Raw genomic sequence first — 22,918 nt, 5'->3', positions numbered from 1 at the left:
GATGATCATACTTTTCTGGATCAGCATTTTTCTGATCGTATATACCTTTGTAGGCTATGGCTTTGTGCTTTACTTCCTGCTGAAGCTTAAAAACCTCTTTGTAAAACCCTTTTCTTTTAAATCTAACGTGGAATTACCTACAGTCAGCTTGTTGGTAGCCGCTTATAATGAAGAGGAGCTGATTGGGGAGAAAATCAAAAATACCCTTGCACTAAACTATCCTAAGGATAAAATACAGTTCATTTTTACCACTGACGGCTCTTCAGATAGTACTCCGGATCAGGTGCGCCAGTTTCCGGAGGTCACCTTACTGCACATCGATGCCAGGGAAGGGAAAATGGCGGCAATTAAAAGGGCCATTCCGTTTATCAAAGGAGAAATCGCTGTGTTTACGGATGCCAATACTTTTCTGAATAAAGACGCGATCCTGGAACTGGTAAAACACTACCAGAATCCAAAAGTAGGAGCGGTAGCCGGGGAAAAAAGAATCCTCGTGCCGGAAACGGCAGATGCCAGCTCTGCAGGGGAAGGTTTTTACTGGAAATATGAGTCGCTATTGAAAAAATGGGATTATGCTTTGTATTCTGGAGTAGGCGCCGCAGGGGAGCTGTTTAGTATTCGTACCGCATTGTACCAACCTGTAGAATCAGATACCATTATTGACGACCACATGATCGCCATGCGCATTGCCGAAAAGGGATACATCATTGCCTACGAGCCCAACGCATACGCCTTGGAAACTGCTTCAGCGGATGTAAAAGAAGAATTAAAGCGTAAAATAAGAATTGCTGCTGGGGGTATGCAGTCCATCTTAAGATTGAAGAAATCTGCAAACCCTTTTCATAACCCAATCTTTACTTTTCAATATTTGAGCCACAGGGTATTGCGGTGGACCATCACTCCATTTCTGCTCATCTTGGCTTTTGTTTTAAATGGAATTATTGCAGTACAAACTAATGAATTGTTTTATCAGGTATTATTTGGCCTGCAGGTGCTTTTTTACCTTTTAAGTCTCGTCGGACTTTATTTTGAAAATAGAAACATCAGGATCAAAGCCTTATTCATCCCTTATTATTTCTGTGTGATGAATTATGCGGTGATCGCAGGCATCATCCGGTATTTTAAAAAGAACCAAAGCGCTGCCTGGGAGAAATCTAAAAGAAAATAAAGCAGATAAATTAAAAATAGTTAAGGCCATTCACTAAATCCCAGAACTTAATCTGCTGCTGATCCATCGGAATGGCAGTGCTGAGTAAATGGGTTTCTGCTGCAAAAAAACTTTCTACCATGTAATTAATCCCATTTCTAAAAACGGGACTACTTTGGGTAGGAACCTCCTGGAGTTGTTCTACAATGCCTTCACCAGTGGCCTTTACAAGGGCCTCTTTTCGGGTCCAGAGCAGGTAAAAGGTCAGGATAGGTAATGCAGAACTTTCCACCATGACTTGCTCTTCTGCACTGAAACAAAGATTGGTTACTTCTTTATATTGGAAATAGGGATCTACATACTCGATGTCCACACCGATAGAAGTCTCACTCAGCGCGATAGTAATTAAATCTTTGGAATGACTCACATTGAAAAATAAACCATCAACTCCAGGCTTTTTATTCTCTTTCAAATGAAAAACAATCGAAGCCGCAGGAATACCCATGAAATGACCCAGCAGCTTCCTTAAAAAGTACTTACGGACAGTATAATTTTCCCTGCTCTGCTGATGAAGAAATCTGGCTCCTTTAGCCAGTTCTTCAGGAGTCAGGAGCTCTTTTGGGTCTATTTTTTTAAAATACTCGCTTGCCCTGATTTTGAAAATATGTATACCATCTTTGATAGATAGCACTTGTCCATCATAAGGAAGCCATTCAATCGGCCCGTTTATCAAGACATCACTACTTGGTTCCATCATATTTTATTTAATGCATCCTGTAAAATCCTCGCAAATGCTTCATTGTTTGGGGGATATAAAAACGTCTCATGATCACCTGGAACATCATGACGTTCTATGCCCTTATTGGCATATTTTGCCCAGCCAAGAGAATGGTTGTCATCCAGGTAATACAACCTTTTCTTTACGGTAAACAAACTGATTTTTACATTTTCCTTCACCATCGTATAGTGGTTATGCGCCTGATCATAATTGCTGTAAATCTCTTTTTCATATGGACTGAAGTGCAACGTATAATCTTCACCTAATGGTACGTTTGTATCACTCATCCGCCGCTTAATTATTTGTAACTGATAACGCATCGTTTCTCCTGGATGACGGAAAAAGGAACCTATGATAAAAGGAATTTTAAAAAATTGTCTCTTAATCTTGTTCAATAATTTAACAGATTTAGGAACGGAGCTTCCTACATCTCCGGCATAAGTATCGAGGATCCCTAAAAAGGCCACTTCTTTACCCATTTTTGTCAGCTGCTTAGCCATTTCATAAACGATAAAGCCGCCCAAAGAATAACCAGATAAGTAATACGGCCCTTTTGGATGTACTTTTATAATTTCCGACACGTACACTGCTGCAATCTCTTCAATACTATTAAAAAGTGGGGTTTTCCGATTTAATCCCAATGCCTGCAAGCCATAAAGTGGCTGGTCTTCATCCAGGTATTTACTCATAGATTGGAATACCAGTACATTTAATCCACCTCCATGAACCATAAACAATGGATTTTTGGTGCCGGAAGTTTTAATGGGTACCAAGGCATCCCATTGTACTTCATGCTCATCTGGATGCAGCTTTTTGGCCAGCTTTTGGATGTTTGCATTTTCAAAAAGAGTGGCTAATGGCAATCTTTTTCCAGTTTCCTTTTCAATTGCAGCCATTACTTTTACCGCGAGTAAAGAGTGACCGCCAAGCTCGAAAAAGTCGGAAGTAGTATCCATATATTCCAGACCTAGCACCGCCGACCAGATATCGAAAATCAGCTGTTCATTCTTATTTTGAGGCAATTCCCTCGATTGCCATTGGTTTTCTGACTTTGGCTGAGGCTTAGGAAGTGCTTTTTTGTCAATCTTATGATTAGGCGTGAGCGGGAAAGACTTTAAAGCAATGAAATCATTCGGAATCATATAATCCGGAAGATCAGAACCCAAAATTTCCTTCCATTCTGCGATCGTTTTTTTAGAAAGAAAAAGCTCATTTGTGGAAATCGGAGTCTTCGCGAAATCTGAGGGCTGAGCAGTCGAAAATTGTGCTGCCATCGGATTTTCAGGTATCAGTAAGGAATTTCCCTCTTTAATAAATACGACATCATAACAGCCATCTGTGCCATCCGAACTCCAGCGGATGTGGGTATTATAACCCAATCTGGAACCTAATTCCCAAAATTCATCAGGATAAACACCTTGTTGTACTTCTGCCAGCTGCTGCTTAATTTCGCCCACTAAGGCTGTTGCCGGGGCTGATTTCATCCACTCCAGTAGTACATAATCCTTAGCCGTCCGGGCATTAAATACCCCGTTTATGGCCATTACATCAGTGCTTTCTTTTTCCAATAAGGCAGCCACAGCAGTTATATCCTTAATTTCTTCCCAATTCAATATTAGGGAAGGAGTGATAGATTTATGATTGGAATTCACATAAATCCACACGTCATAATGATATTTAGTGGTCTCATTTAAAGATAATCCCCTTCTTAATTGTACGTCTACACCAGAAATTTCCGGCAGCATTTTCGGCAATAAATAGAAAAATGCAGGGTCTGCTACAAACTCATCCTCGATTCTTACCCGGTTGCTCACCACCTCTTGAAAATCAGGAAGCGAAGTGCTGTCTTTGGCGTTGGCCAGATAATCCATCGCATGATACATGCTGAGGCTGTTTTTGCCTTGCATATCTCCAATAAACAAACAACCGCCTTTTTTTAAGCGCTCTACTGCAGAGCCGATCACTTTGAGAAAGTAATTGGCATCCGGGAAATATTGGGCCACACTGTGGATCAGGATCAGGTCGAAGGAGGAGCCATTCATCCCAGTAAAATCGTCCGCGGCATTAGCCCTTGTAGTCACATGCGGCCATTTTTCAGGATGTGCATCCAGTTTTTGCTGTAGTTTCCCGATCGCTGTTTCCGCATAATCTGTGGCTAGATAAGAAGTTGCAAAAGGAGCCAATTCAAACATCAGCTGGCCACCGCCACTGCCAATTTCTAAAATGTCTCTTGCTTTTAGCGCCTTAATTCTTTCCGCCGAAACTTCCAGCCACTCTGCTGCCTGTTCTACGAGGCTATCACTATTTTTCCATTGTTCCAGTAAAATACCATCAATCTTTTGTTCCGATTCCGCTTTTCCTGCTGATGATTGTGCAGCCATATCGTAAATGGTATCCCATCGGTCTTTCCATGAAGGCGTTGTATGGTTAGCTTTCAGATCTTCTGGAACCACGTAAGCAACCAGTCTTGGTTCAGCAATTTGATCGGCTCTCGCCAATACCACCGCCTGTTTTACACCTTCCAGCTCATTCAGACAATTTTCAATTTCTCCAAGTTCTATCCGGTGACCTCGGATTTTTACCTGTTGATCAGACCTGCCCAGACAGATGATTTCTCCATCTGCTGTAAACTTCCCAAGATCGCCTGTTTTGTAAAGTCTGCCGTCCGCCTTTCCGCTAAAGGTATCTTTAATGAATTTTTCGGCGGTTAGCTCTGGCTGATTCAGGTAGCCAGCGGCCAATCCTGCACCACCAATTAAAATTTCCCCGATATTTCCCGGAGGAACCAATTGTCCGGTTTCATTTGCCAGGTAGACACTGGTGTTTTGAATGGGCCTGCCAATACTGATCAGCTCATCTTCTTTTTTAATCTCTTTTACAGTTGACCATATCGTCGTTTCTGTAGGTCCATACATATTCCACAAGGACGAACAGCGTAATAGCAACGCGGTAGCCAGGTCTTTAGGAAGTCCTTCTCCACCACACAATACTTTTAAATGAATCGGACTTGTCCAGCCTGATTCTATCATCATTCTCCAGGTAGAAGGGGTGGCCTGCATGATGGTAATGCGGTGTTCCTGAATCAGGTCCAGCAATAAACGCCCATCTCTGGCACTTTCTGTGTCACATAACACCAATTCAGCTCCGGTAATCAGCGGCAGGTACAATTCCAGACCAGCAATGTCAAAAGAAATTGTAGTGATGGCCAGCAAGCGATCAGAAGGACTCATCCCCGGAACGGATTGCATACTGAGCAGGAAATTAACGAGGTTGGAATGCATGATTTTTACCCCCTTAGGTTTTCCTGTGGATCCAGACGTATATAAGATATAGGCCAGGTCAGTACCAGAAAGCGGAACTGCCGAACCTTTCATCGGGCAATGCGCTAAGGAAGGCCAAAGGTCTTCTATCACTAATTCTTCTGCTTTAGACTCATATTTGCCTTGATGAGCTTTGGAGACCAATAGAATTTTAGCTTTGGAGTCCTCCAGCATATAGACAATACGATCATGCGGGAAATCCGGGTCTAAGGGCAGATAAACGCCGCCAACCTGAAGGATCGCCAATAAGCCAACCACCATTTCTATAGAACGGTCGCTAGCAATCGCAACAATGTCACCGGTTTTAATTCCTTTATCCTGTAAATAGGAAGCAAACTGATGGACAGAATCCATCATCTCCCGATAGGTCAATTGGTCTTTTCTAAAAATAATGGCTTTTTGATCCGCGAACTTTAAAGCAGCCGCTTCCACCAATTGAAGCAAATTTGCATGACTGTCGAAATCAACATCGGTCTGGTTCCATTGTTTCAATTGATCCAGCCATTGTTCCGAATTGGACAGGCTATGCGCTTGTATGGTTTTGGTAGGATCTGCGATAAAGGTTTTCAGCAGCTTTTCAAAATCTCGAGCCATCTGCTCCATTGTGGCAGCAGTAAAAAGCTGGGTATTATAGGTCCACTCTAATGTAAGTCCGTGTTTAGAGCTGGTGGCATTCAAAAATAGCTCAAAAGTCTCATAAGCTCTTGGATTAGAAATCAGCTCATAACTCAACTGCTCAAAGGACACAGAATTGTCCATGCCCATGTCGATATTGAAAACTACCGGAACCAATGGAACCCTGGAAGGATCTCTTTTTATGTTCAGCGCTTTTACCAGTTGCCCAAAAGTGAACTTCTGATGGTCATAAGCATCAAAGAAAGCTTTTTTTCTGTTCTTTAAATAACTGCCGAATGATACATTCGGATCTATCGTTGTTTTTAAAGGAAGGAGGTTCACACAATGGCCAACCAATCCGAATTTCTCTGTTGCCGCTTGTCCGGCAGCAGGAAGACCGACTACCAGTTGCTGTTGATGGGTTTGCAGGTATAAGAATACCTCAAAGGCACTCAGCAGGGTATTTACCAAACTGGCCCCTGATGATGCGCCCATCTTTTTCAGTGCTGCTACCATTTCCTTAGAAAGATGCAGGTCAAACCGCGATGCGGCATAGGTTCTAAGTGCTGGCCTGGGGAAATCCGTAGGCAAATCCAATACAGGAACGTTATCGCGATACAGATCCAGCCAGTAATTCAGGGTTTCCTGATATTCTGAACTTTGCTCAAAGGCCATCATTTCAGAAGCATAATCGCTGATTTGAGGGGCAGGGCTAAGGTTCAGAACTTTACCCGCTACCTTAGCATTGTAAATTTTACTCAAGTCTTCCAGGAATACACCGGTAGACCAGCCATCACTAATGATGTGGTGTTTAACAATAGTAAAAAAATGATGGGTGTCGCTAAGTTGATTTAAAAACAATCGTAGTAAAGGGCCTTCCTGTAAGTCGAAAATGCGCTGCATTTCCTGTTCAATAAAGCCATTCAATACCGCCTTCTGGTCTTTTTCTTGGGTAAGCTCAACCACACTGAGCGCAATAGGCATTGTTTTATAAATGATCAGTGTTTCTCCATTCGGACTCACGGTAGCACGTAAGGCCTCATGTCTATCGACCACTTCTTGTAATGCAGCAGTAAAATGATCCAGCTGAAATGTACCCTCAAGATCTAAAGAAACAGATTCATTATAAGCCAGATTTGCTGCTGCTTCCCCAATCATGCAGGAAAGCCAGATCTCTTTTTGTGGCTCATTCGTGAATACTATCTTTTCGATCTCCTTCTTTTCTTCAAAGGGGTCAAAATCAACTGGTATTAAAGTATATAAAGACATTAAATTTCTTGTTTAATTTACCTGAAGATATTTCCCTGGATTCTTTTCATCCTCAACAAACCAAGCTGGGTTACCTTCTTTATCTTTCCCCAATCTGGCATTTGGTACTGGCGGATTATTAAATATATCCATTTTTGCCGGTATTTTTTCTGTTTCTGCAGGATGGCTATACACCGGGATGAAACCAGCGTTTTTTAGCTCCATTAAACTGTCCTCAAAATTGTTAATGATTTTGTCAATGTCATCCTGGCTATGAGCAGTGGTCAGGAAGCAGGAGAATCCTTCCAATATATGGATTCCTTTTAAACGCATTAGCGTAAAAAACAACTCCGTATACACATAGTCTTCTAAAAACTTAACCCGCCATAGAGAACCAAACTGCGCGATAAACATCGGAACATCCAGTTTTTTGATGATGGCATTTAAAGTATCCGCAATGTATTTTGTTTTATCATTTAAGCCAGATTGCAATCCAGGACCTTGTTCCTTCATATACTTTAAGGAAGCCTTAGCAGTAGCCAATGCCAATGGATGACGAACAAAAGTACCCGCAAAATAGGTCACCCCAATTTCAGGAACAGAGTCATCACCATATTGCCAGAAACCACCATCCAAGGCATCCATAAACTTTCTTTTTCCTGCGATGATCCCAATTGAAATCCCAGCTCCTGCTACTTTGCCATAAGTGCCCAGATCAGCTTTGATGTCAAAGAGTCCTTGTGTACCTCGAGGGTGGAAACGAAAGCCGGAAATCACCTCATCAAAAATTAAAGCCGTCCCAGCCTCTTCAGTCAGGGTTCTCAATGCTTTCAAAAAGGCAATCGGCTGAAATTCTGGTCTGCGGCTCTGCACAGGTTCTACCAATACAGCAGCAAGCTCATGCGCCCGTTCCTTGATAATTTTTAAGGACTCGTCTGTTCCGTAATCCAAAATCAGCATATTTTGTACAGCTTCCGGCATAATACCTGGTGCCGCAGGGAAAGATTTTAATTTCTTGCTGCCTCTTACAATCACTTCATCCACAATTCCATGGTAAGATCCAGTGAAAGCAACAATTAAGGAACGACCAGTTACCGTACGTGCAATTCGCATAGCCCCTAAAACGGCTTCTGAACCCGTATTACAAAGTGCAGAACGGTCGAAATCAGTAAACTCACAAATCAGTTTACTTACTTCTCCGGCAAGCTCATGCTGAGGACCAATTTCATAACCTTTTTCAATCTGATCCAGCAGTGCATTTTTAATGACCTCAGGCTGATAACCCAGCATATTTGAACCGAATCCATTAAGTGCATCGATGTATTCGTTTCCATCCAGATCCCAGAATTTACTGCCTTTGGATTTATTGATAACAATGGAATAAACAAGTTCTTTAGTCGCCGGCTTAAATCCAGAAACTACCCTTGGATCGGCCATGTGCGACCTGTTCTCCTGGGTATAGTACTTACTGGATTTCGTTTTCTGCGTATAACAGGCGGTCAGATCATTCAAGTAGGCTTGCTGTGCGGGAGTTAAGGCTGCAGACTGTTTTTCAATTTTCGGGCTGGCACCAAAAGGCTTTTTAATTTCTACCAGCTCTTCTGGTGTTAGGTCTGGAGTTTTTCCATTCAACAGTGTAGTCGCTTCCTGAGGTGGTACAGGAGGAGTCACCATCATCGATACACTGTTTTGTACAATAGGACTCGGACTGCCTTGCAATAAAGCGACCTGTCTGGCCAATAATTGGATTTGCTGACTGATCAAATCGATCGTAGCAGTGGAATTCTGCGTATGATAGCCCACATGGTTCCCATTTGAGGAGGTAGGAGCCCATGAAGTCACCGCCCCAGCTGCAGGAGCTGCTGAGGAAATAGTGGCAGAAGTTTCAGGCGGCAATTGCTGGTCAAGATAATTAGCCAGTAATTCCAGATTACTAAACTCTTCATTTAACTGGCGAAAAGTAATCGGTACCTGGAAACTTTTCTTTAAGGCAATCGCAATCTGAGTTAACAACAGGGAATCTAATCCCATTTCTATAAAACTCATCTCCGCAGAAGCGTCCTGCATATCTATTCCCGAAGTGTTCTCCAGAATGTCTTTGATCTGACTAATTAAGGATTGCTTTCTCATTACTACTGTAGTTTGTTGGTTTGATGAAATTTGGCTTTCTTCTACTGGCTTGGTAGTAAAAGGAGTATTAAAGGCTGTTGAAACTGGTGACTCTACCCAGTATTTTGTTTTATTAAACGCATAGGTAGGCAGGTCAACTAGTCTGATGCGTTTTTCTTCTTTATAAAATGCCCTCCAATCGGGTTGGTATCCATTTAGCCAAAGCTGGCCAAATGCCTTTAACAAGCTGTGGTAGGCTGATTCCTGGTCTTTTGGGATTTCCAGGGAACTAATGATCAGGTTGTTTTTTCCTTCTGGCTGCTGACGTAAAAATGTGGCGGTGGCATTCCCTGGTCCCATTTCAATAAATGCTTTTCCAGGATTTTCTACCAGCAGCTCTGCAGCAGCATCGCCAAATAGGACAGTTGAACGAAGATGGTTTGCCCAATAAGTAGGGTCTGTAGCCTCCTGATCTGTTATTTTTCTCCCTTTTACCGTCGAATAAATCGGTATTAGTGGTGCATTGAACTTCAATTGCAGCAGCTCTTTTGTGAATGGCTCCAGCACAGGATCCATCATATAAGAATGGAAAGCATGACTGGTATGCAGTAATCTGTTGGCAATTTCCTTTTCATTTAATAGTGCACTAAATGCCGCAATAGCATCATCCGGCCCAGCTAATACACAAAGGTCTGGGGAATTGATGGCCGCAATAGCGATTTCCGCTGTAAGTAAAGGTCTTAACGTCTCTGCTTTTTCACGTACAGAAAGCATACTTCCGCCAGGAAGTTCACTCATCAGCCGCCCTCGCGTGGCGATGATGTTCAAGGCGTCGGGTAAGTTGAGGATGCCGGCAAAATGGGCCGCTGCAAATTCCCCAATACTATGGCCTATGAAAGCGGAAGGCAAAACACCCCAGCTCATCCATAATTTACCCAAAGCATAGCCGATCATAAAAAGGGCAGGCTGACTATACTTCGTGTTTTTCAACCGCTCTTCTGCTGTCGGATTGATTTCCGGAGGATAAATGATGTCCAATAGGCTTTCCTGTAATTTAGGCATCAAAAGCGCATTACATTCTTCCATCGCCATGCGAAACACAGGCTCATGGTCATACAATGCTCTTCCCATGCCCGGGAATTGGGCACCTTGTCCGGGGAAAGTAAAGACCGTTTCTCTGATGATTCCAGGATTTTTCTTGGTTTGTCCAGGCGCTGGGCTATTGCCTAATTCTATTTTTAGGGATTCCAGATCTGCAGCCAGTACAAATCTTCGGAATGGAAATGATTTTCTATGTTGATTTAAGGTATAAGCAATATCTGGAAGTGGTAAATCATGGCCATTGGCCAGGTATGCGGCAAGTTTTTCTCCGTATTGAGTTAAGCTCTGTTCATTTTTAGCAGACCAGCTGATCAGCTGTAATGGGCGAGAAGGGCCAGAAGCCGAGCTTGCCGAAATCTGATTAGAATGTGATTCCAGAATGACGTGTACATTGGTGCCTCCAACCCCAAAAGAGCTGACGCCTGCAAGGCGATGTTTGCCTTCCCAATCCGTTAATTGTGTATTTACGATAAAAGGGCTGTTCTCAAAATCTATATTTGGATTTGCATGCTCATAATTGATACTGGCTGGAATCTGTTGGTGATGAAGGGCCAGACTGGCTTTAATCAACCCAGTAACACCTGCCGCACAGGTCAGGTGGCCGAAATTGCTTTTTACGGATCCAATCGCACAGTATTGTTTCTTTTTCTGCGCTCCAAAAGCCAGGCTTAGTCCTTCAATCTCTATCGGATCACCTAGGGGCGTAGCCGTTCCATGACTTTCGATATAGCTGATTTGTGCAGGATCTACACCCGCATCATCAATGGCCATTCTAATGGCATTAGCTTGTCCTTCCGCACTTGGTGCAGTGAAACTCCCTTTACCTCCACCATCGTTACTAATTCCTACCCCTTTTATTATAGCATAAATCTGATCTCCATCTCTTAAAGCTGCGGCTTTGTTTTTCAACAAAACTACACCTGCACCATCGCTAAAAACGGTGCCTTCTGCTGCGGCATCGAATGGGCGGCAATGGCCATCATTGCTCAGCATCGCACCTTCTTCATAAAGATGACCCACATTTACTGGTGCATTAATGGTGGCACCGCCGGCAAGTGCCATTTCGCATTGTCCGCTTCTAATACTCTGTACCGCTTGTGCAACGGCGAGTAGGGAAGTAGAACAGGCGGATTGAACATTTACTGCCGGGCCCTTTAGATTGAAGGTGTAAGCTGTCCTCGTGGCCACGTAATCTTTATCATTGACGGTCACGACTTGAAACCTGCCTACATTGTCGATGAGATCTGGATTGGGCAATACATTATTGGCATAATAGGTATTTACACGGACACCGGCAAAAACACCGGTTGGCCCTTCGTAATTGCCACTGGCATAGCCGGTTTTTTCCAATACCTGCCAGGCGATTTCTAAAAATATACGCTGCTGAGGATCCATCAGTTCAGCAAGCTTCGGTGTAATGCCAAAAAAAGCGGCATCAAAACCCCGTACTTCTTTGACAATTCCTCTTGCTTTTACATAATCCGGATGGTTCCTAACTGCTGCAGGTATACTCGGATCGAGTTCTTCTTCCGTGAAAAAGGTGGTGCTTTCTTTTCCTGCTTTCAGGAGTTCCCAAAGTTCGTTTACACTATCGGCACCTGGAAAGCGCCCGCTCATGCCAATTACAGCAATATCGCGATCCTCATTGGCTTCAACACTGTTCTTCTTAAAAGTGTTTAGATTTTCTTTGCCATCGAGAAAGGCGGCAAGGTCTTTTATAATTGGGAATTGATATAGTCTGGTGATCGCTAAATGTAAACCATGACGGGTTTTTAATAGCGCAATGGATTTTTGGGCGAGCAGAGAATTACCTCCAAGCTCAAAAAAGTTGTCTTCAATACCTACTCTGCCCAGGCCAAGAATTTCCTTCCAAATCTCCGAAAGCTGATTTTCTCTCTCATAACTCGGAGCTTCGTATGGATTGGTCAATAGGCTGGTCACATCTGGATCAGGTAAAGCGGCTTTATCCACCTTTCCATTTGGGCTAAAAGGAAGGGCCTCCAGCTGTACGATCAGCTGTGGCACCATATAATTAGGTAATCTGCTTTCTAAATAGCTGATCAAGGTTTTCTTGTCGTAGTCTTCATGAACCACCACATAAGCAACCAGTCTTTTATCGCCAAGTTGGTTTTCTTTCGCTAAAATTACACCTTGTTTGATGCCTGGGGCGGTTTGCAATATGCTTTCAATCTCTCCCAGCTCAATCCTATAGCCTCTGATTTTTACCTGATCGTCAATACGACCCAGGTATTCAATCTCCCCATCCGCATTTTTTTTGCCAAGATCGCCGGTCAGGTACAAACGTGCTCCAGGCTCATTAGAAATGAAATCCTTTACAAAACGTTCTGCTGTGAGTTCCGGTCGGTTTAAATAGCCACGTGCCAAACCAGATCCGCCAATATAGATTTCTCCGGGTTCATCGGTTGCGGCCTCCTGGAATTCATTATTGAGTACATATACTTTTGCATCACTGAAAGGCTTGCCTATAGGGATGGTATGCTTATACGCGGTGTTTTTATTTATTAGGTGCAGCAGCTTTCCGATGGTAGTCTCTGTAGGACCATAATGGTTTACAATGCGGCAGCTGCCTGACAATGGGCTGTTGATTTCGTTGACCATGCTGGCACTCAATGCCTCGCCGCCGAATATCAATAACTGTTTAGGCATTAAATCAACACCATCCAAGGCCAGTGATTTCCAGTGGGAAGGTACAATCTTCAAACAGTCAATTGCCTGATCCTTGAAATAGGGATGGATATATTCGGGGTTGTTAAAGTTTTCTTTACTAAAAAGGTGCAAGGTGCCGCCAATGGCTAAAGCACTAAATATCACGGTATTTCCAAGGTCGGTTGCCATAGTCGCACCTACCGCATAGTTTTTACAGTCAGTTAAGGGCAGATGACCTGCTAAACCTAATATATAATCAGTTAAAGAATGATGTTCAATTAATACCCCTTTAGGAACTCCTGTAGAGCCTGAAGTGTAAATTACGTAGGCAATCTGATCTGCTGAAACAGCGATTCCAACAGCATCTTTTGAAAATTCAGCCGTAATGCTCCATTCCTCATCCACTAGTACAATTGGTAATCCTGAGGCTGCAGATAGGAAAGGCGGGGACATTAAATCCGTAATCACCATTGCCGCATGACTGTCCTGAACCATATATTTCATACGGGCCACCGGGAATTCTGCATCCACGGGTACATAAGCAGCTCCAGCTTTGAAAATGCCTAAAATACTGATGAGCATATTTAATGGGCTATTTAGGCAGATCGGAATGAGACTTTCTTTGACAATGCCTTTGCCTGTTAGATAATGGGCAAGGCGATTGGAAAGCTGATCCAGTTCCTGATAACTTAGTGCATGATCTTCAAATACGACTGCAAGATGATGGGGCGTTTTTTTGACCTGTTCAGAAAATAAGTCCAGGATGGTATTTCTATCCGTAAAATGGGAGAGGCTATTCATATTGATTGACGTTTAATCTCTTTTATATTTAGTTGTTCAGCAAAAAACAGGCTTATTTTTTTAAAATGAATAAGATCGATGGAAATTATAAATTCTGCCATGATCAAAAGTACTAAAATAGCCGGTTTATTTTTAAGCAAATAAACACCTTAGGAGTAAGCAGCGAAAGTAACTACGTGTATGCTAGTCAATAGCAAGGCCTGATTTGCCGTTAATATGGCCTCCTTTTAGGAAAAGGAATGAAATACAGGGGCGCATTTTTTTTTGTAAAAAAAGAAAAAAATTCTCTCTTCTTAAACGGGAAAGGGTATTAACGTGGATTAATGCCGGTTATTGTGGCATAGTGTACCCAATAGGGTACAAAAAAAGCCGCTAAACAGCAGCTCTCTTATTTTTTTATTTCTTTTCTGGTCCTTTTTCTGGTGCCTTTTCCGGTGGAGTAGATACAATCTCTCCGAATTCATTCACATAAGCCATCATGCTTTCTAGATCACCACCAGTAGAATTTTGTTGACGCTCTTGTTTGCGATGTTCTTTATCTTCTTTTTTCTTCTGCCTGTTTTTTTCTAGTTGCTTCTTCATGAAGGTAGCCTGAGATTTAGCCATAAATTCAATGTATTAGTTAAAAAATAACCTTCTCCTCTGGTTTTACCTATTCTTTAATGCCTGATTAACTGAGTCCCCTATGGATCAATAATGGCTAGAATGTAATTTAATTCTCGGGAGGCAACGGATCAGCAACCTGGAGAAATTGAAACCTAATCAATTGAATTGATTAGTGGGTAAGTAGAAAGAGAATAGTTGTAATGATATCCCGTTTCATGCAAATATAAACAATTTTAATTTCATAATCAATTCTCTGGACGGTAAAATGATGGTTCTTAAAAAAAAGCTGGTGTTTAAACGTCTTTTAGTGCTTAACGTGAATGAATCTAAATTGCATTCTATGGCCTTGTTTGAGCTTTCAATTTCTATTTTTGTCAAAAAAATAAAAGATGTCAAAAACAAAACTAACCATAAATAACAATGGGTCTGTAAAGATCGAAGGAGACTTTGAAATTGTAGATATGCAGGGAAATGAATACAATTTGCAAGGTAGAACAGCCTTGTCGATCTGTCGTTGTGGATTATCAGCTAATAAACCTTTCTGTGATGGCGCTCACCGCGGTCATTTTGAACATGAAGCGGTGGCATTCGCACTTCCTCCAAAAAAGGTATAAGCCAGAAAGCGATACAAGAATTGTAAAAGAGGGTGTTCAATTAGTTTTGGACACCCTTTCTTTGTAGGAGTCAGTTCTATTGGACATTCTAGCAGATTCGTTTAGTAACTAGGGTGTGAAAAAGCGGCTAAATCTATTATTTGCTAAGCGTTAAGGTATAGCTTGCACTGATTTTTGCCTTAATAGTATCAGTGATCGATTTCCTAGGTTTAATAATCATCATATAGGTCAGGTTTCCATCGTTCAGATAATCTTTTAACAGTTGATTGTTCATGACCTGACCAAGATTGAAGTTAGTAGAAATAGGATCAATCGAAGAGGTGTTGATGAATTTGGCCAGACTGTCGGTCTTGATATTGCTCACTAAACTCACCCTTACGGATCCGATATTGCTGAAATTGTTTCTCAAACTTACGCTATCCTTAACCTTGGGTACATAGGTGAAGCTAAAATTGGAAAGCCTGGCGGTTTCGATGTCGTTTACGCTGAAGTTTTCTCCTCCAAGGTTGGCAATTGCAGCCTGGATATTTACCGTGGTTGGAAGATCTTTGATAACAGCAGAGTCTCTGTTCACCACCATAGGGGGGATGCTAATGAGTATGCTGTCGGGCTTAATAATGACATCCCGATGGATGCTTTCCGAAACTTTATTGCAAGCTGAAAATGCCAGAAGAATAGTAAGCGCTATTAAATATAAGTTCGTTTTCATAAAAGCAAAAGTACGTATTAACCCTCAGATTTATGAACTCTGTTTTGGAAGATGTTGTGCTGGTAAGGAGGCTTAGAATCCAGGTAGATCCTGCGATAGATAAAGTCTGAAAGTAAGAGATGATTTTTTGCTAAACCGCTTTTTTTAGCTTGAAAATAGGAGAGGTGTTTTGCTTTTTTATACGCTTAATTTTGTACCTTGTGATGACCACTGGTAGTTGCTATTTCTGTTGCTAAAGCTCAAAACCTCCCTAATATTTGGCTAAAATAAGCACCCATATAATGTTTTGTTTGTTGTTTTAACTTATTGGTTTTCAGTGCTATTAATTCTGTTTAGCTAATCTTTAATTGAATATTAGATAAGTTTTGAGTGTTGTTTTGGTGTTGTTTTGCAGAATTTAATTCTGTTTGTTTGTTAAATCATCTGTTTTGCAGTGTGTTAAGCCTATTTAGGTGAGTTAATATTGCTGACGTTGGTAAGCTGACGAAAAATCGGTTCTCATCTCCTTAAACCTGGCTACAACGGTTGCAATAAATGCTTCGTCCAGGATCTGGAAAATCTCATTTGCGCCTCCTCCTGTAAGGTCTAATTCAGATAACTTATAGCTCTGCTCCAGCCCCCCCTGCTCGAACTTTATGATGTATTTCTGGTTCATATTGAACAAGGTGATTTTGCATTCTGGGTGTGGTAGTTCTGCGATTACTCTCATGTGATCATTTGTGAAAAGAGCCGTCTTTACGGGAATGAAAGACGGCCCTTTGGTGTAATATTTAGATTAAAGTTTAACGCCCATTTCCTTGATCAGGTAATCGGCTTTGTCGATTTTTGAGGCCACCCATAATACGTAACGAATGTCTACGCCAATAGATCGGCTATAGCTTTCATTCCAGGCGTAATCGTTAATAGTGGCACCATAAGCACGGTCAAAGTTGACGCCAATCAACTCACCTTTGGCATTCATAATTGGTGAACCTGAGTTCCCGCCTGTGGTATCCATATTGTATAAGAAGGCTACAGGAACATCTTTCAGGTCTTTTTTAGCGTAAGGGCCGAAGTCTTTAGTGTCCCATAATGCTTTAATTTGTGCAGGATAACCAAAATCTGGGTTTCCAGTGGTTCCTTTTTCCAAAATACCTTTAACGGTGGTGTAAGGTCTCATATAAGAAGCGTCTGCTGCCCAATATCCTCTTACGTATCCGTAAGTAAGACGTAGGGTGCTGTTGGCGTCCGGGATGAAATCTTTCTTCATGAATTTCTCTTTTACATTCACATAATCACCCATTAACTTGTTTAAAAGGCCATCTCTGCGGTCTTTTTCAGGTTTCAGTTCCGTGATTTGCTTGGCGATGTCTTGTTCAAAGAGCAACAAGCCGTCATTGTAATCGGCAATTGATTTCGGCGACTTTAACAAGGTGTTCATTACGTAAGATTCGTCTTTAAGCTTGCTCAGGCCAATACTGTTCTCTATAAATTGGTCAATAACGGCATTGCTATTCGTTCCTTTGCTGGTGATTTTATTCACTGCAGTTACCTTTTGGTTAGGGTTAAAGGCTGCGGCATCACTCAGCATTCTTTTGAAGATCTTTTTGTCAACATCCAGGTCGTAAGCTTCGTAATTTGCAGCTAAACTCTGTTTAAGCCTATTGATGTTCTGGTCAAAGAAAGCTTGTTTTTGAGCTGCTGGCTGTGCATCAAGGGCTGCTTTGAAGCTATTGACGTTTCTCGATACACTCAATAAACTAGTCGAATTGTAGATTTGTGAGAACCATAAGTCTCTTTGTGCATCCCCATTGATAATCTTATATAGATGGTCAATGTCGCTCATTAAACTGCCATATTTTGCTTTCACATCTACATTGCTGTTGATGAATTGAGCCAATGCAGCATCTTCCTGCTTCTTTTGTCCAATCAGGTCAATGCCTTTTAAACCTTGAAGTTTACCTCTGTAGTTTTTCAATACATTGGCGTTTCTTTTGATTCTGGTGGCCAGTTTAATCTCCGTAGTTTTATCTTTCTTGCCTGCATTCTCCATGGTGGTATTCTGGAAATCGTACAATTCAGAAGTGTATGGCAATACAAATTGCTGCTGATATTGAATAAATTCAGCCGGGCGATGGCGGAAAGTTCTTCCTGGGTAACCTAAAATGAATACGAAATCTTCCTCGTTAGTTCCATTTGGATTTACTTTAAGGAATTTCTTAGGGCTGTAAGGCACGTTGTCTTTCGAGTATTTAGCAGGAGAACCGTCCTTAGCTACATACGCGCGCATGAAAGAGAAGTCTCCGGTGTGGCGAGGCCATACCCAGTTGTCTGTCTCTCCTCCAAATTCGCCAATCTGACGGTTTGGAACGTATACCAATCTTACGTCTAGTATGGTCTTGTAACGGAAAAGAACATAGGTTTTTCCGATAAACATTTCCGAGACTTCCGCTTTGATGCTTGGGTCTTTTTTTTCGGCTTCCAATGCAATGTTTTTCATTGCATTGTTGATGATCTGTAGTCTCGATGCAGGGTCTTCTACTTGTGCTGCAGCACCTAAAACTTTATCTGAAACATCCTCATAGCTATCAGTAATTCTGCAAGTTAATCCTTTTGCTTCAATTTCTTCTTCATGTGATTTGGCCACGAATCCGTTGGTCAGGTAATCGTGTTCCGGTGTACTGGCCAATTGTACCGCACTGAAGGCACAATGGTGATTGGTGATGATCAGTCCTTCGCCAGAAACAAAGGATCCGGTGCATCCGCCTACGTTTACTAAGGCGTCTACAAGGCTGGTGCCATTAGGGTTGTAAATTTCATTTTGATCTATCTTTAAGCCTGCTTTCTTTAGGTCAAGCTTGTGAATCTCGCTTAAAGGAAACATCCCTTCATCCCAGGGTTTGTAGCCCGATTGGATCACGCCAAAGGCGAGCAGGGAAGTGATTAATAAGATTTTTTTATTCATTTCGATGGTGTATGTGATTATAAAACCACAAACTTAGATAAAATATGGCAAACAAAAGGATCGGGCTTTTGTATCTTTGGGTATTCAATAGATCCAGATATGGCAGAAGATTTAAAAATTATAACCACTACAGATAAGGCGGAACAATACCGCTCCCTAATTCCTCAGATAGCGGCATTGATCACCGGAGAGACCGATCAGATCGCGAATTTAGCGAACATTGCTGCAGCACTAAAAGAGCAGTTTAACTGGTTCTGGGTAGGTTTCTATCTGGTTAAACAAGATCAGTTGGTTTTAGGGCCATTTCAGGGACCTGTTGCCTGTACCCGCATTCAAAAGGGAAAAGGTGTTTGTGGTGCTTCCTGGGCACAAAAAGAAACTTTGATTGTGCCGGATGTGGATGCTTTTCCTGGGCATATTGCCTGCGCTTCGGCCTCCAGATCAGAGATCGTTTTACCCTTGTTTAATGGGGGAGAAGTGATTGGGGTTTTAGATGTAGATAGTGAACATCTTGCTCATTTCGATGAAGTTGATGGGAAGTACTTAAAGGAAATTATTAATTTACTGCATGGCTAAATTACCATTCTCTTTTTACCAGCATGACGATGTGAATGCATTGGCTATCGCGCTATTGGGTAAGCAGCTGTTTACTTTTGTAGATGGACAGCTAACCGCGGGTATTATCGTAGAAACCGAAGCTTATAAAGGGATACAGGATAAAGCTTCCCATGCTTATGGTGGTCGGTTTACAGACCGTACAAAGGTGATGTATGAGCCAGGAGGTGTGTCGTATGTGTACCTTTGTTATGGGATTCATCATCTGTTTAATGTGGTTACCGCGGCTAAAGGCACGCCGCATGCGGTGTTGGTGCGTGGATTGGAGCCGGTGATTGGGATTGATGTGATGCTGGAAAGAAGAGGGATGGAAGCGTTGAGGCCAAATCTGACTGCAGGGCCTGGAGCACTGGCGAAAGCAATGGGAATAGACCGCCGCTTGAATGGATTAGCGTTGAACGGCTCGGAAATCTGGATAGAAGAGGCGCCAGAAGATTGGCTGTCGGGAACGGTCGTGGCAAGCCACAGAATAGGTGTGGGTTATGCCGATGATCATGCGCTTTTGCCCTGGAGGTATTACCTGAAAGGGAATAAATATGTAAGTAAACCTCGTACCTGATTAAATTTTCTGCCCATTTTTATTGATATTTGAGACAATGAATTTTGACTATACTTTAGCGTTTGCGAAAGCGCAGGATCAAGCCGACCCACTGGCCGATCTTAGAAACGATTTTCTTTTTCCTAAACAGCATGGAAAGCCATTTATATACTTGTGTGGTAATTCTTTAGGCCTTCAACCGAAAGCCGCTCGCGAAGTGATGGAACAGCAAATGACCAACTGGGAAAACCTTGCGGTAGAAGGTTGGTTTGAAGGGGAAGAGCCCTGGATGTTTTACCATAAAAAGCTGAAATCATTGATGGCACCAATCGTAGGTGCCGGTCCTCAGGAGGTTTGTCCGATGAATACACTGACGGTCAATCTTCACCTCCTGATGGTGAGTTTTTATAAGCCTCAGCCAGGAAGATTTAAGATCATCATGGAGGCTGGAGCCTTTCCTTCCGATCAGTATGCGATTGAAAGTCAGGTTTGTTTTCATGGCTTCGACCCTAAAGAAGCGATTATTGAAGTCGCCCCAAGAGCAGGTGAGTATACGTTGCGCACAGCAGATATAGTGACACAAATTGAAGCAGCCGGTTCAGAAATTGCCTTGGTGCTGTTTGGTGGTGTCAACTACTTTACCGGCCAATGGTTCGATATGGAAGCGATCACTAAAGCAGGTCATAAGGCTGGCGCATTGGTGGGCTTCGATCTGGCTCATGCGGCAGGAAATGTGCCTTTAAAATTGCACGACTGGGGCATTGATTTTGCTTGTTGGTGTTCCTATAAATACCAGAACTCAGGGCCGGGTGGCATCAGTGGGATTTTTGTTCATGAGAAACATTTTGCCGACAAATCCTTGAATCGCTTTGCGGGCTGGTGGGGCTACCAGGAAGTCGAACGCTTTAAAATGGAAAAAGGCTTTATACCTGAGGCCGGAGCGGATGGATGGCAGGTCAGCTGTACCCAGGTAATGCCTATGGCTTTGTATCATGCTTCCCTGAAAATCTTTGAGAAAGCGGGTTTTATGCAAGCATTGCGGACTAAAAGTGAAGCTTTAACAGGGTATCTTATTTATATTGTAAATGAAGTGAATAAGAGTTTAGGCGAGGAGCAGTTTAAAGTGATTACGCCAGTTGAATCTGCGGATCGTGGTGCACAGGTGTCGATCATCGCCAAAGACAAAGGAAAAGAAATATTTCAGCAATTGGTGGCGCACAATGTGCTTGGCGATTGGCGTGAACCGAATGTAATTCGCCTGAGTCCGGTACCATTGTACAACTCCTTTGAGGACGTTTTTAATACAGGAGCGTTGATGCTCAAAATTAGTAAAGAGATACTCGTATGATAAATTATAATCCAAAAGATTGGATCAGTTTTATATTTCACCTGGACCAGGCAGATGTGTTCAGAAAGCTATGGGCCTTAATGGTCAGTGTAGCAATATTTTCTGCCGGTATCGCATTTTTAGAACTGAATTATCTGAAACTTTCAGAAACACAATACGTGAAAAACATAGGCATGATGCACAGTTTGCTGGGCTTTGTGATTTCCATGTTATTGGTGTTTAGAACAAACACCTCTTATGACAGGTGGTGGGAAGGCCGTAGGTTATTAGGCGCGTTGACGAATGTGAGCCGCAATTTTGCGATCAAAATCAAGTCCTTGAAATTGAGTAGGGAAGATGAAGAATTCTTCGAATATGGGATTCCTAAATTTGCCTTTGCGCTAAAGGAACACCTGCGCGAAAAGCAGTATTTTGGGAAGAATAGCCTGCTGATCGAAGTGGATGCTGGAAAGCATATCCCAATCCAGATTGCAACCAGTATTTCTACCCGTGTGTATGATTTACAGGTAGCTGGAAAGATCAGTCAGGAGCAGCTGATTATACTTAATGCAGATCTTGAGAAGTTTATGGATATTTGTGGTGGCTGTGAGCGAATTAGAAAAACACCAATCCCATATTCTTATAGCGCTTTTATCAAGAAATTTATCTTCGTTTATGTGATCACTTTGCCCATCGGATGGGTGTTCAGTTTAGGATATTATGTGGTGCCAATTGTACCCTTTATCCTCTATGTTCTGGCCGGTTTAGAGCTGATTGCAGAAGAGATTGAGGATCCTTTTGGAGAGGATGCAAATGACCTTCCTGTGGATGACATCTGCAACAATATTGAGAAGCATGTAGGGGAGATTTTAAGCTAGATGGGGAGGATTGCCTGGCACCCTTTGTTTGCCCATCCTTTACCTGATGGCCATCGTTTTCCCATGCTGAAATACGAGCTGATCCCTGAACAGTTGCTCCATGAAGGAGTCATCACCAGAGCACAGCTATTTGAGCCCTCGGCAGCAAAGGAAGCGTCGGTACTGCTGGCACATGATCCTGCATATTGGGCACAATTACGGGACCTGAGCCTGCCGGCAAGGGAGCAGCGAAGAATTGGTTTCCCTTTAAATGCGCAATTGCTGGAAAGAGAGCTGCGGATTGCACAGGGAACAATAGATGGCGCCATTTTCGCTCAGTCAGATGGGATCGCCTTTAATGTGGCTGGTGGCACCCATCACGCCGGAAGCAATTGGGGAGAAGGATTTTGTTTGCTGAATGATCAGGCGATTGCCGCGCATTATTTGTTAAGTAAAGGCTTGTCACAGCGGATCTTAATCATAGATTTGGATGTGCATCAGGGAAATGGTACTGCAGAGATTTTTGAGAAGGAAGATCGGGTATTCACTTTTTCCATGCACGGCGATAAGAATTTTCCATTTAGAAAGGAGGTTTCTAACCTCGATATCCCTTTGGAAGATGGTTTAAAGGACGATCAGTTTCTAGCTAAGCTGGAGGCCGCACTGTCGGAACTGCTGAAACATCAGCCTGATTTCGTATTTTACCTATCTGGCGTGGACGTACTGGAAACGGATAAGCTGGGCAAACTGGCTTTATCAAAAGAAGGCTGCAAGGCCCGCGATAAAATGGTATTTACTTTTTGCAAAGACCACAGCCTGCCGGTACAGGTGAGCATGGGCGGGGGATATTCCCCGAACATCAAAGACATTGTGGAAGCACATTGTCATACTTTTAAAATTGGTTTAGATATTTTTGAATAAT

14 protein-coding genes are annotated in these 22,918 nt (G+C 42.5%); 7 read left to right on the top strand and 7 right to left on the bottom strand.

Translation table 11 applies throughout. The annotated features are described in order from the left end of the window. Window position 1: 1 nt before the first annotated feature. On the top strand, window positions 2-1,168 hold the full coding sequence (locus tag H9X96_RS11590) for a glycosyltransferase family 2 protein (protein ID WP_187666433.1): 1,167 nt from the start codon (window positions 2-4) through the stop codon (window positions 1,166-1,168). 10 nt (window positions 1,169-1,178) lie between these two features. Here the strand turns inward: H9X96_RS11590 and H9X96_RS11585 are convergent, their stop codons facing one another. From H9X96_RS11585 to H9X96_RS11570, 4 genes are all read right to left on the bottom strand, one after another. Next, entirely contained in the window at window positions 1,179-1,904 is a 726-nt protein-coding gene (locus H9X96_RS11585; protein WP_187666432.1) for a 4'-phosphopantetheinyl transferase superfamily protein, read from the bottom strand. Then, window positions 1,901-7,129, bottom strand: a complete 5,229-nt coding sequence (locus H9X96_RS11580) for a non-ribosomal peptide synthetase (RefSeq protein WP_187666431.1) — start codon at window positions 7,127-7,129, stop codon at window positions 1,901-1,903. Before H9X96_RS11580 ends, H9X96_RS11585 begins: the two co-directional genes overlap by 4 nt. Before the next feature lie 12 nt (window positions 7,130-7,141). Then, entirely contained in the window at window positions 7,142-13,786 is a 6,645-nt protein-coding gene (locus H9X96_RS11575; RefSeq protein WP_187666430.1) for a polyketide synthase, read from the bottom strand. 396 nt (window positions 13,787-14,182) lie between these two features. After that, window positions 14,183-14,368 (bottom strand): hypothetical protein, encoded by a 186-nt coding sequence (locus tag H9X96_RS11570; RefSeq protein ID WP_231635066.1) that lies wholly within the window; start codon window positions 14,366-14,368, stop codon window positions 14,183-14,185. A 413-nt stretch (window positions 14,369-14,781) separates the two neighbouring features. Here H9X96_RS11570 and H9X96_RS11565 point away from each other — a divergent pair, with 413 nt between their 5' ends. After that, the gene (locus tag H9X96_RS11565; protein ID WP_187666429.1) at window positions 14,782-15,006 is read left to right on the top strand and encodes a CDGSH iron-sulfur domain-containing protein; all 225 of its coding nucleotides are present in this window, start codon (window positions 14,782-14,784) and stop codon (window positions 15,004-15,006) included. Between the two features lie 136 nt (window positions 15,007-15,142). Here H9X96_RS11565 and H9X96_RS11560 read toward each other — a convergent pair whose 3' ends face one another. The 3 genes from H9X96_RS11560 to H9X96_RS11550 all read right to left on the bottom strand — a co-directional run bounded on the left by H9X96_RS11560 (window position 15,143) and on the right by H9X96_RS11550 (window position 18,659). Beyond that, on the bottom strand, window positions 15,143-15,715 hold the full coding sequence (locus tag H9X96_RS11560; RefSeq protein WP_187666428.1) for a hypothetical protein: 573 nt from the start codon (window positions 15,713-15,715) through the stop codon (window positions 15,143-15,145). A gap of 457 nt (window positions 15,716-16,172) precedes the next feature. Next, a complete protein-coding gene (locus H9X96_RS11555) occupies window positions 16,173-16,424 on the bottom strand; it encodes a hypothetical protein (RefSeq protein ID WP_187666427.1) in 252 nt (83 codons plus the stop codon). A 66-nt stretch (window positions 16,425-16,490) separates the two neighbouring features. Continuing rightward, window positions 16,491-18,659 carry a S46 family peptidase gene (locus H9X96_RS11550; protein WP_187666426.1) on the bottom strand — a complete coding sequence of 723 codons (2,169 nt, stop codon included), beginning with the start codon at window positions 18,657-18,659 and terminating at the stop codon, window positions 16,491-16,493. A gap of 99 nt (window positions 18,660-18,758) precedes the next feature. On the opposite strand from H9X96_RS11550, the gene H9X96_RS11545 reads away from it, so the two are divergent. From H9X96_RS11545 to H9X96_RS11525, 5 genes are read left to right on the top strand one after another with little or no spacing between them, the layout of a single operon-like run. Then, a complete protein-coding gene (locus tag H9X96_RS11545; protein ID WP_187666425.1) occupies window positions 18,759-19,235 on the top strand; it encodes a GAF domain-containing protein in 477 nt (158 codons plus the stop codon). Beyond that, window positions 19,228-19,833, top strand: a complete 606-nt coding sequence (locus tag H9X96_RS11540; RefSeq protein WP_187666424.1) for a DNA-3-methyladenine glycosylase — start codon at window positions 19,228-19,230, stop codon at window positions 19,831-19,833. Before H9X96_RS11545 ends, H9X96_RS11540 begins: the two co-directional genes overlap by 8 nt. Window positions 19,834-19,870: 37 nt before the next feature. After that, window positions 19,871-21,160 (top strand): kynureninase, encoded by a 1,290-nt coding sequence (gene kynU / locus H9X96_RS11535; RefSeq protein ID WP_187666423.1) that lies wholly within the window; start codon window positions 19,871-19,873, stop codon window positions 21,158-21,160. After that, a complete protein-coding gene (locus H9X96_RS11530; protein ID WP_187666422.1) occupies window positions 21,157-22,017 on the top strand; it encodes a bestrophin family protein in 861 nt (286 codons plus the stop codon). Before kynU ends, H9X96_RS11530 begins: the two co-directional genes overlap by 4 nt. Then, entirely contained in the window at window positions 22,018-22,917 is a 900-nt protein-coding gene (locus H9X96_RS11525; RefSeq protein ID WP_187666421.1) for a histone deacetylase, read from the top strand. The last annotated feature ends 1 nt before the right edge of the window (window position 22,918 follow it).

This window comes from Pedobacter sp. N36a (genome assembly GCF_014472395.1).
Classification (GTDB): Bacteria; Bacteroidota; Bacteroidia; order Sphingobacteriales; family Sphingobacteriaceae; genus Pedobacter.
This window is presented reverse-complemented; position numbering and strand designations above follow the sequence as displayed.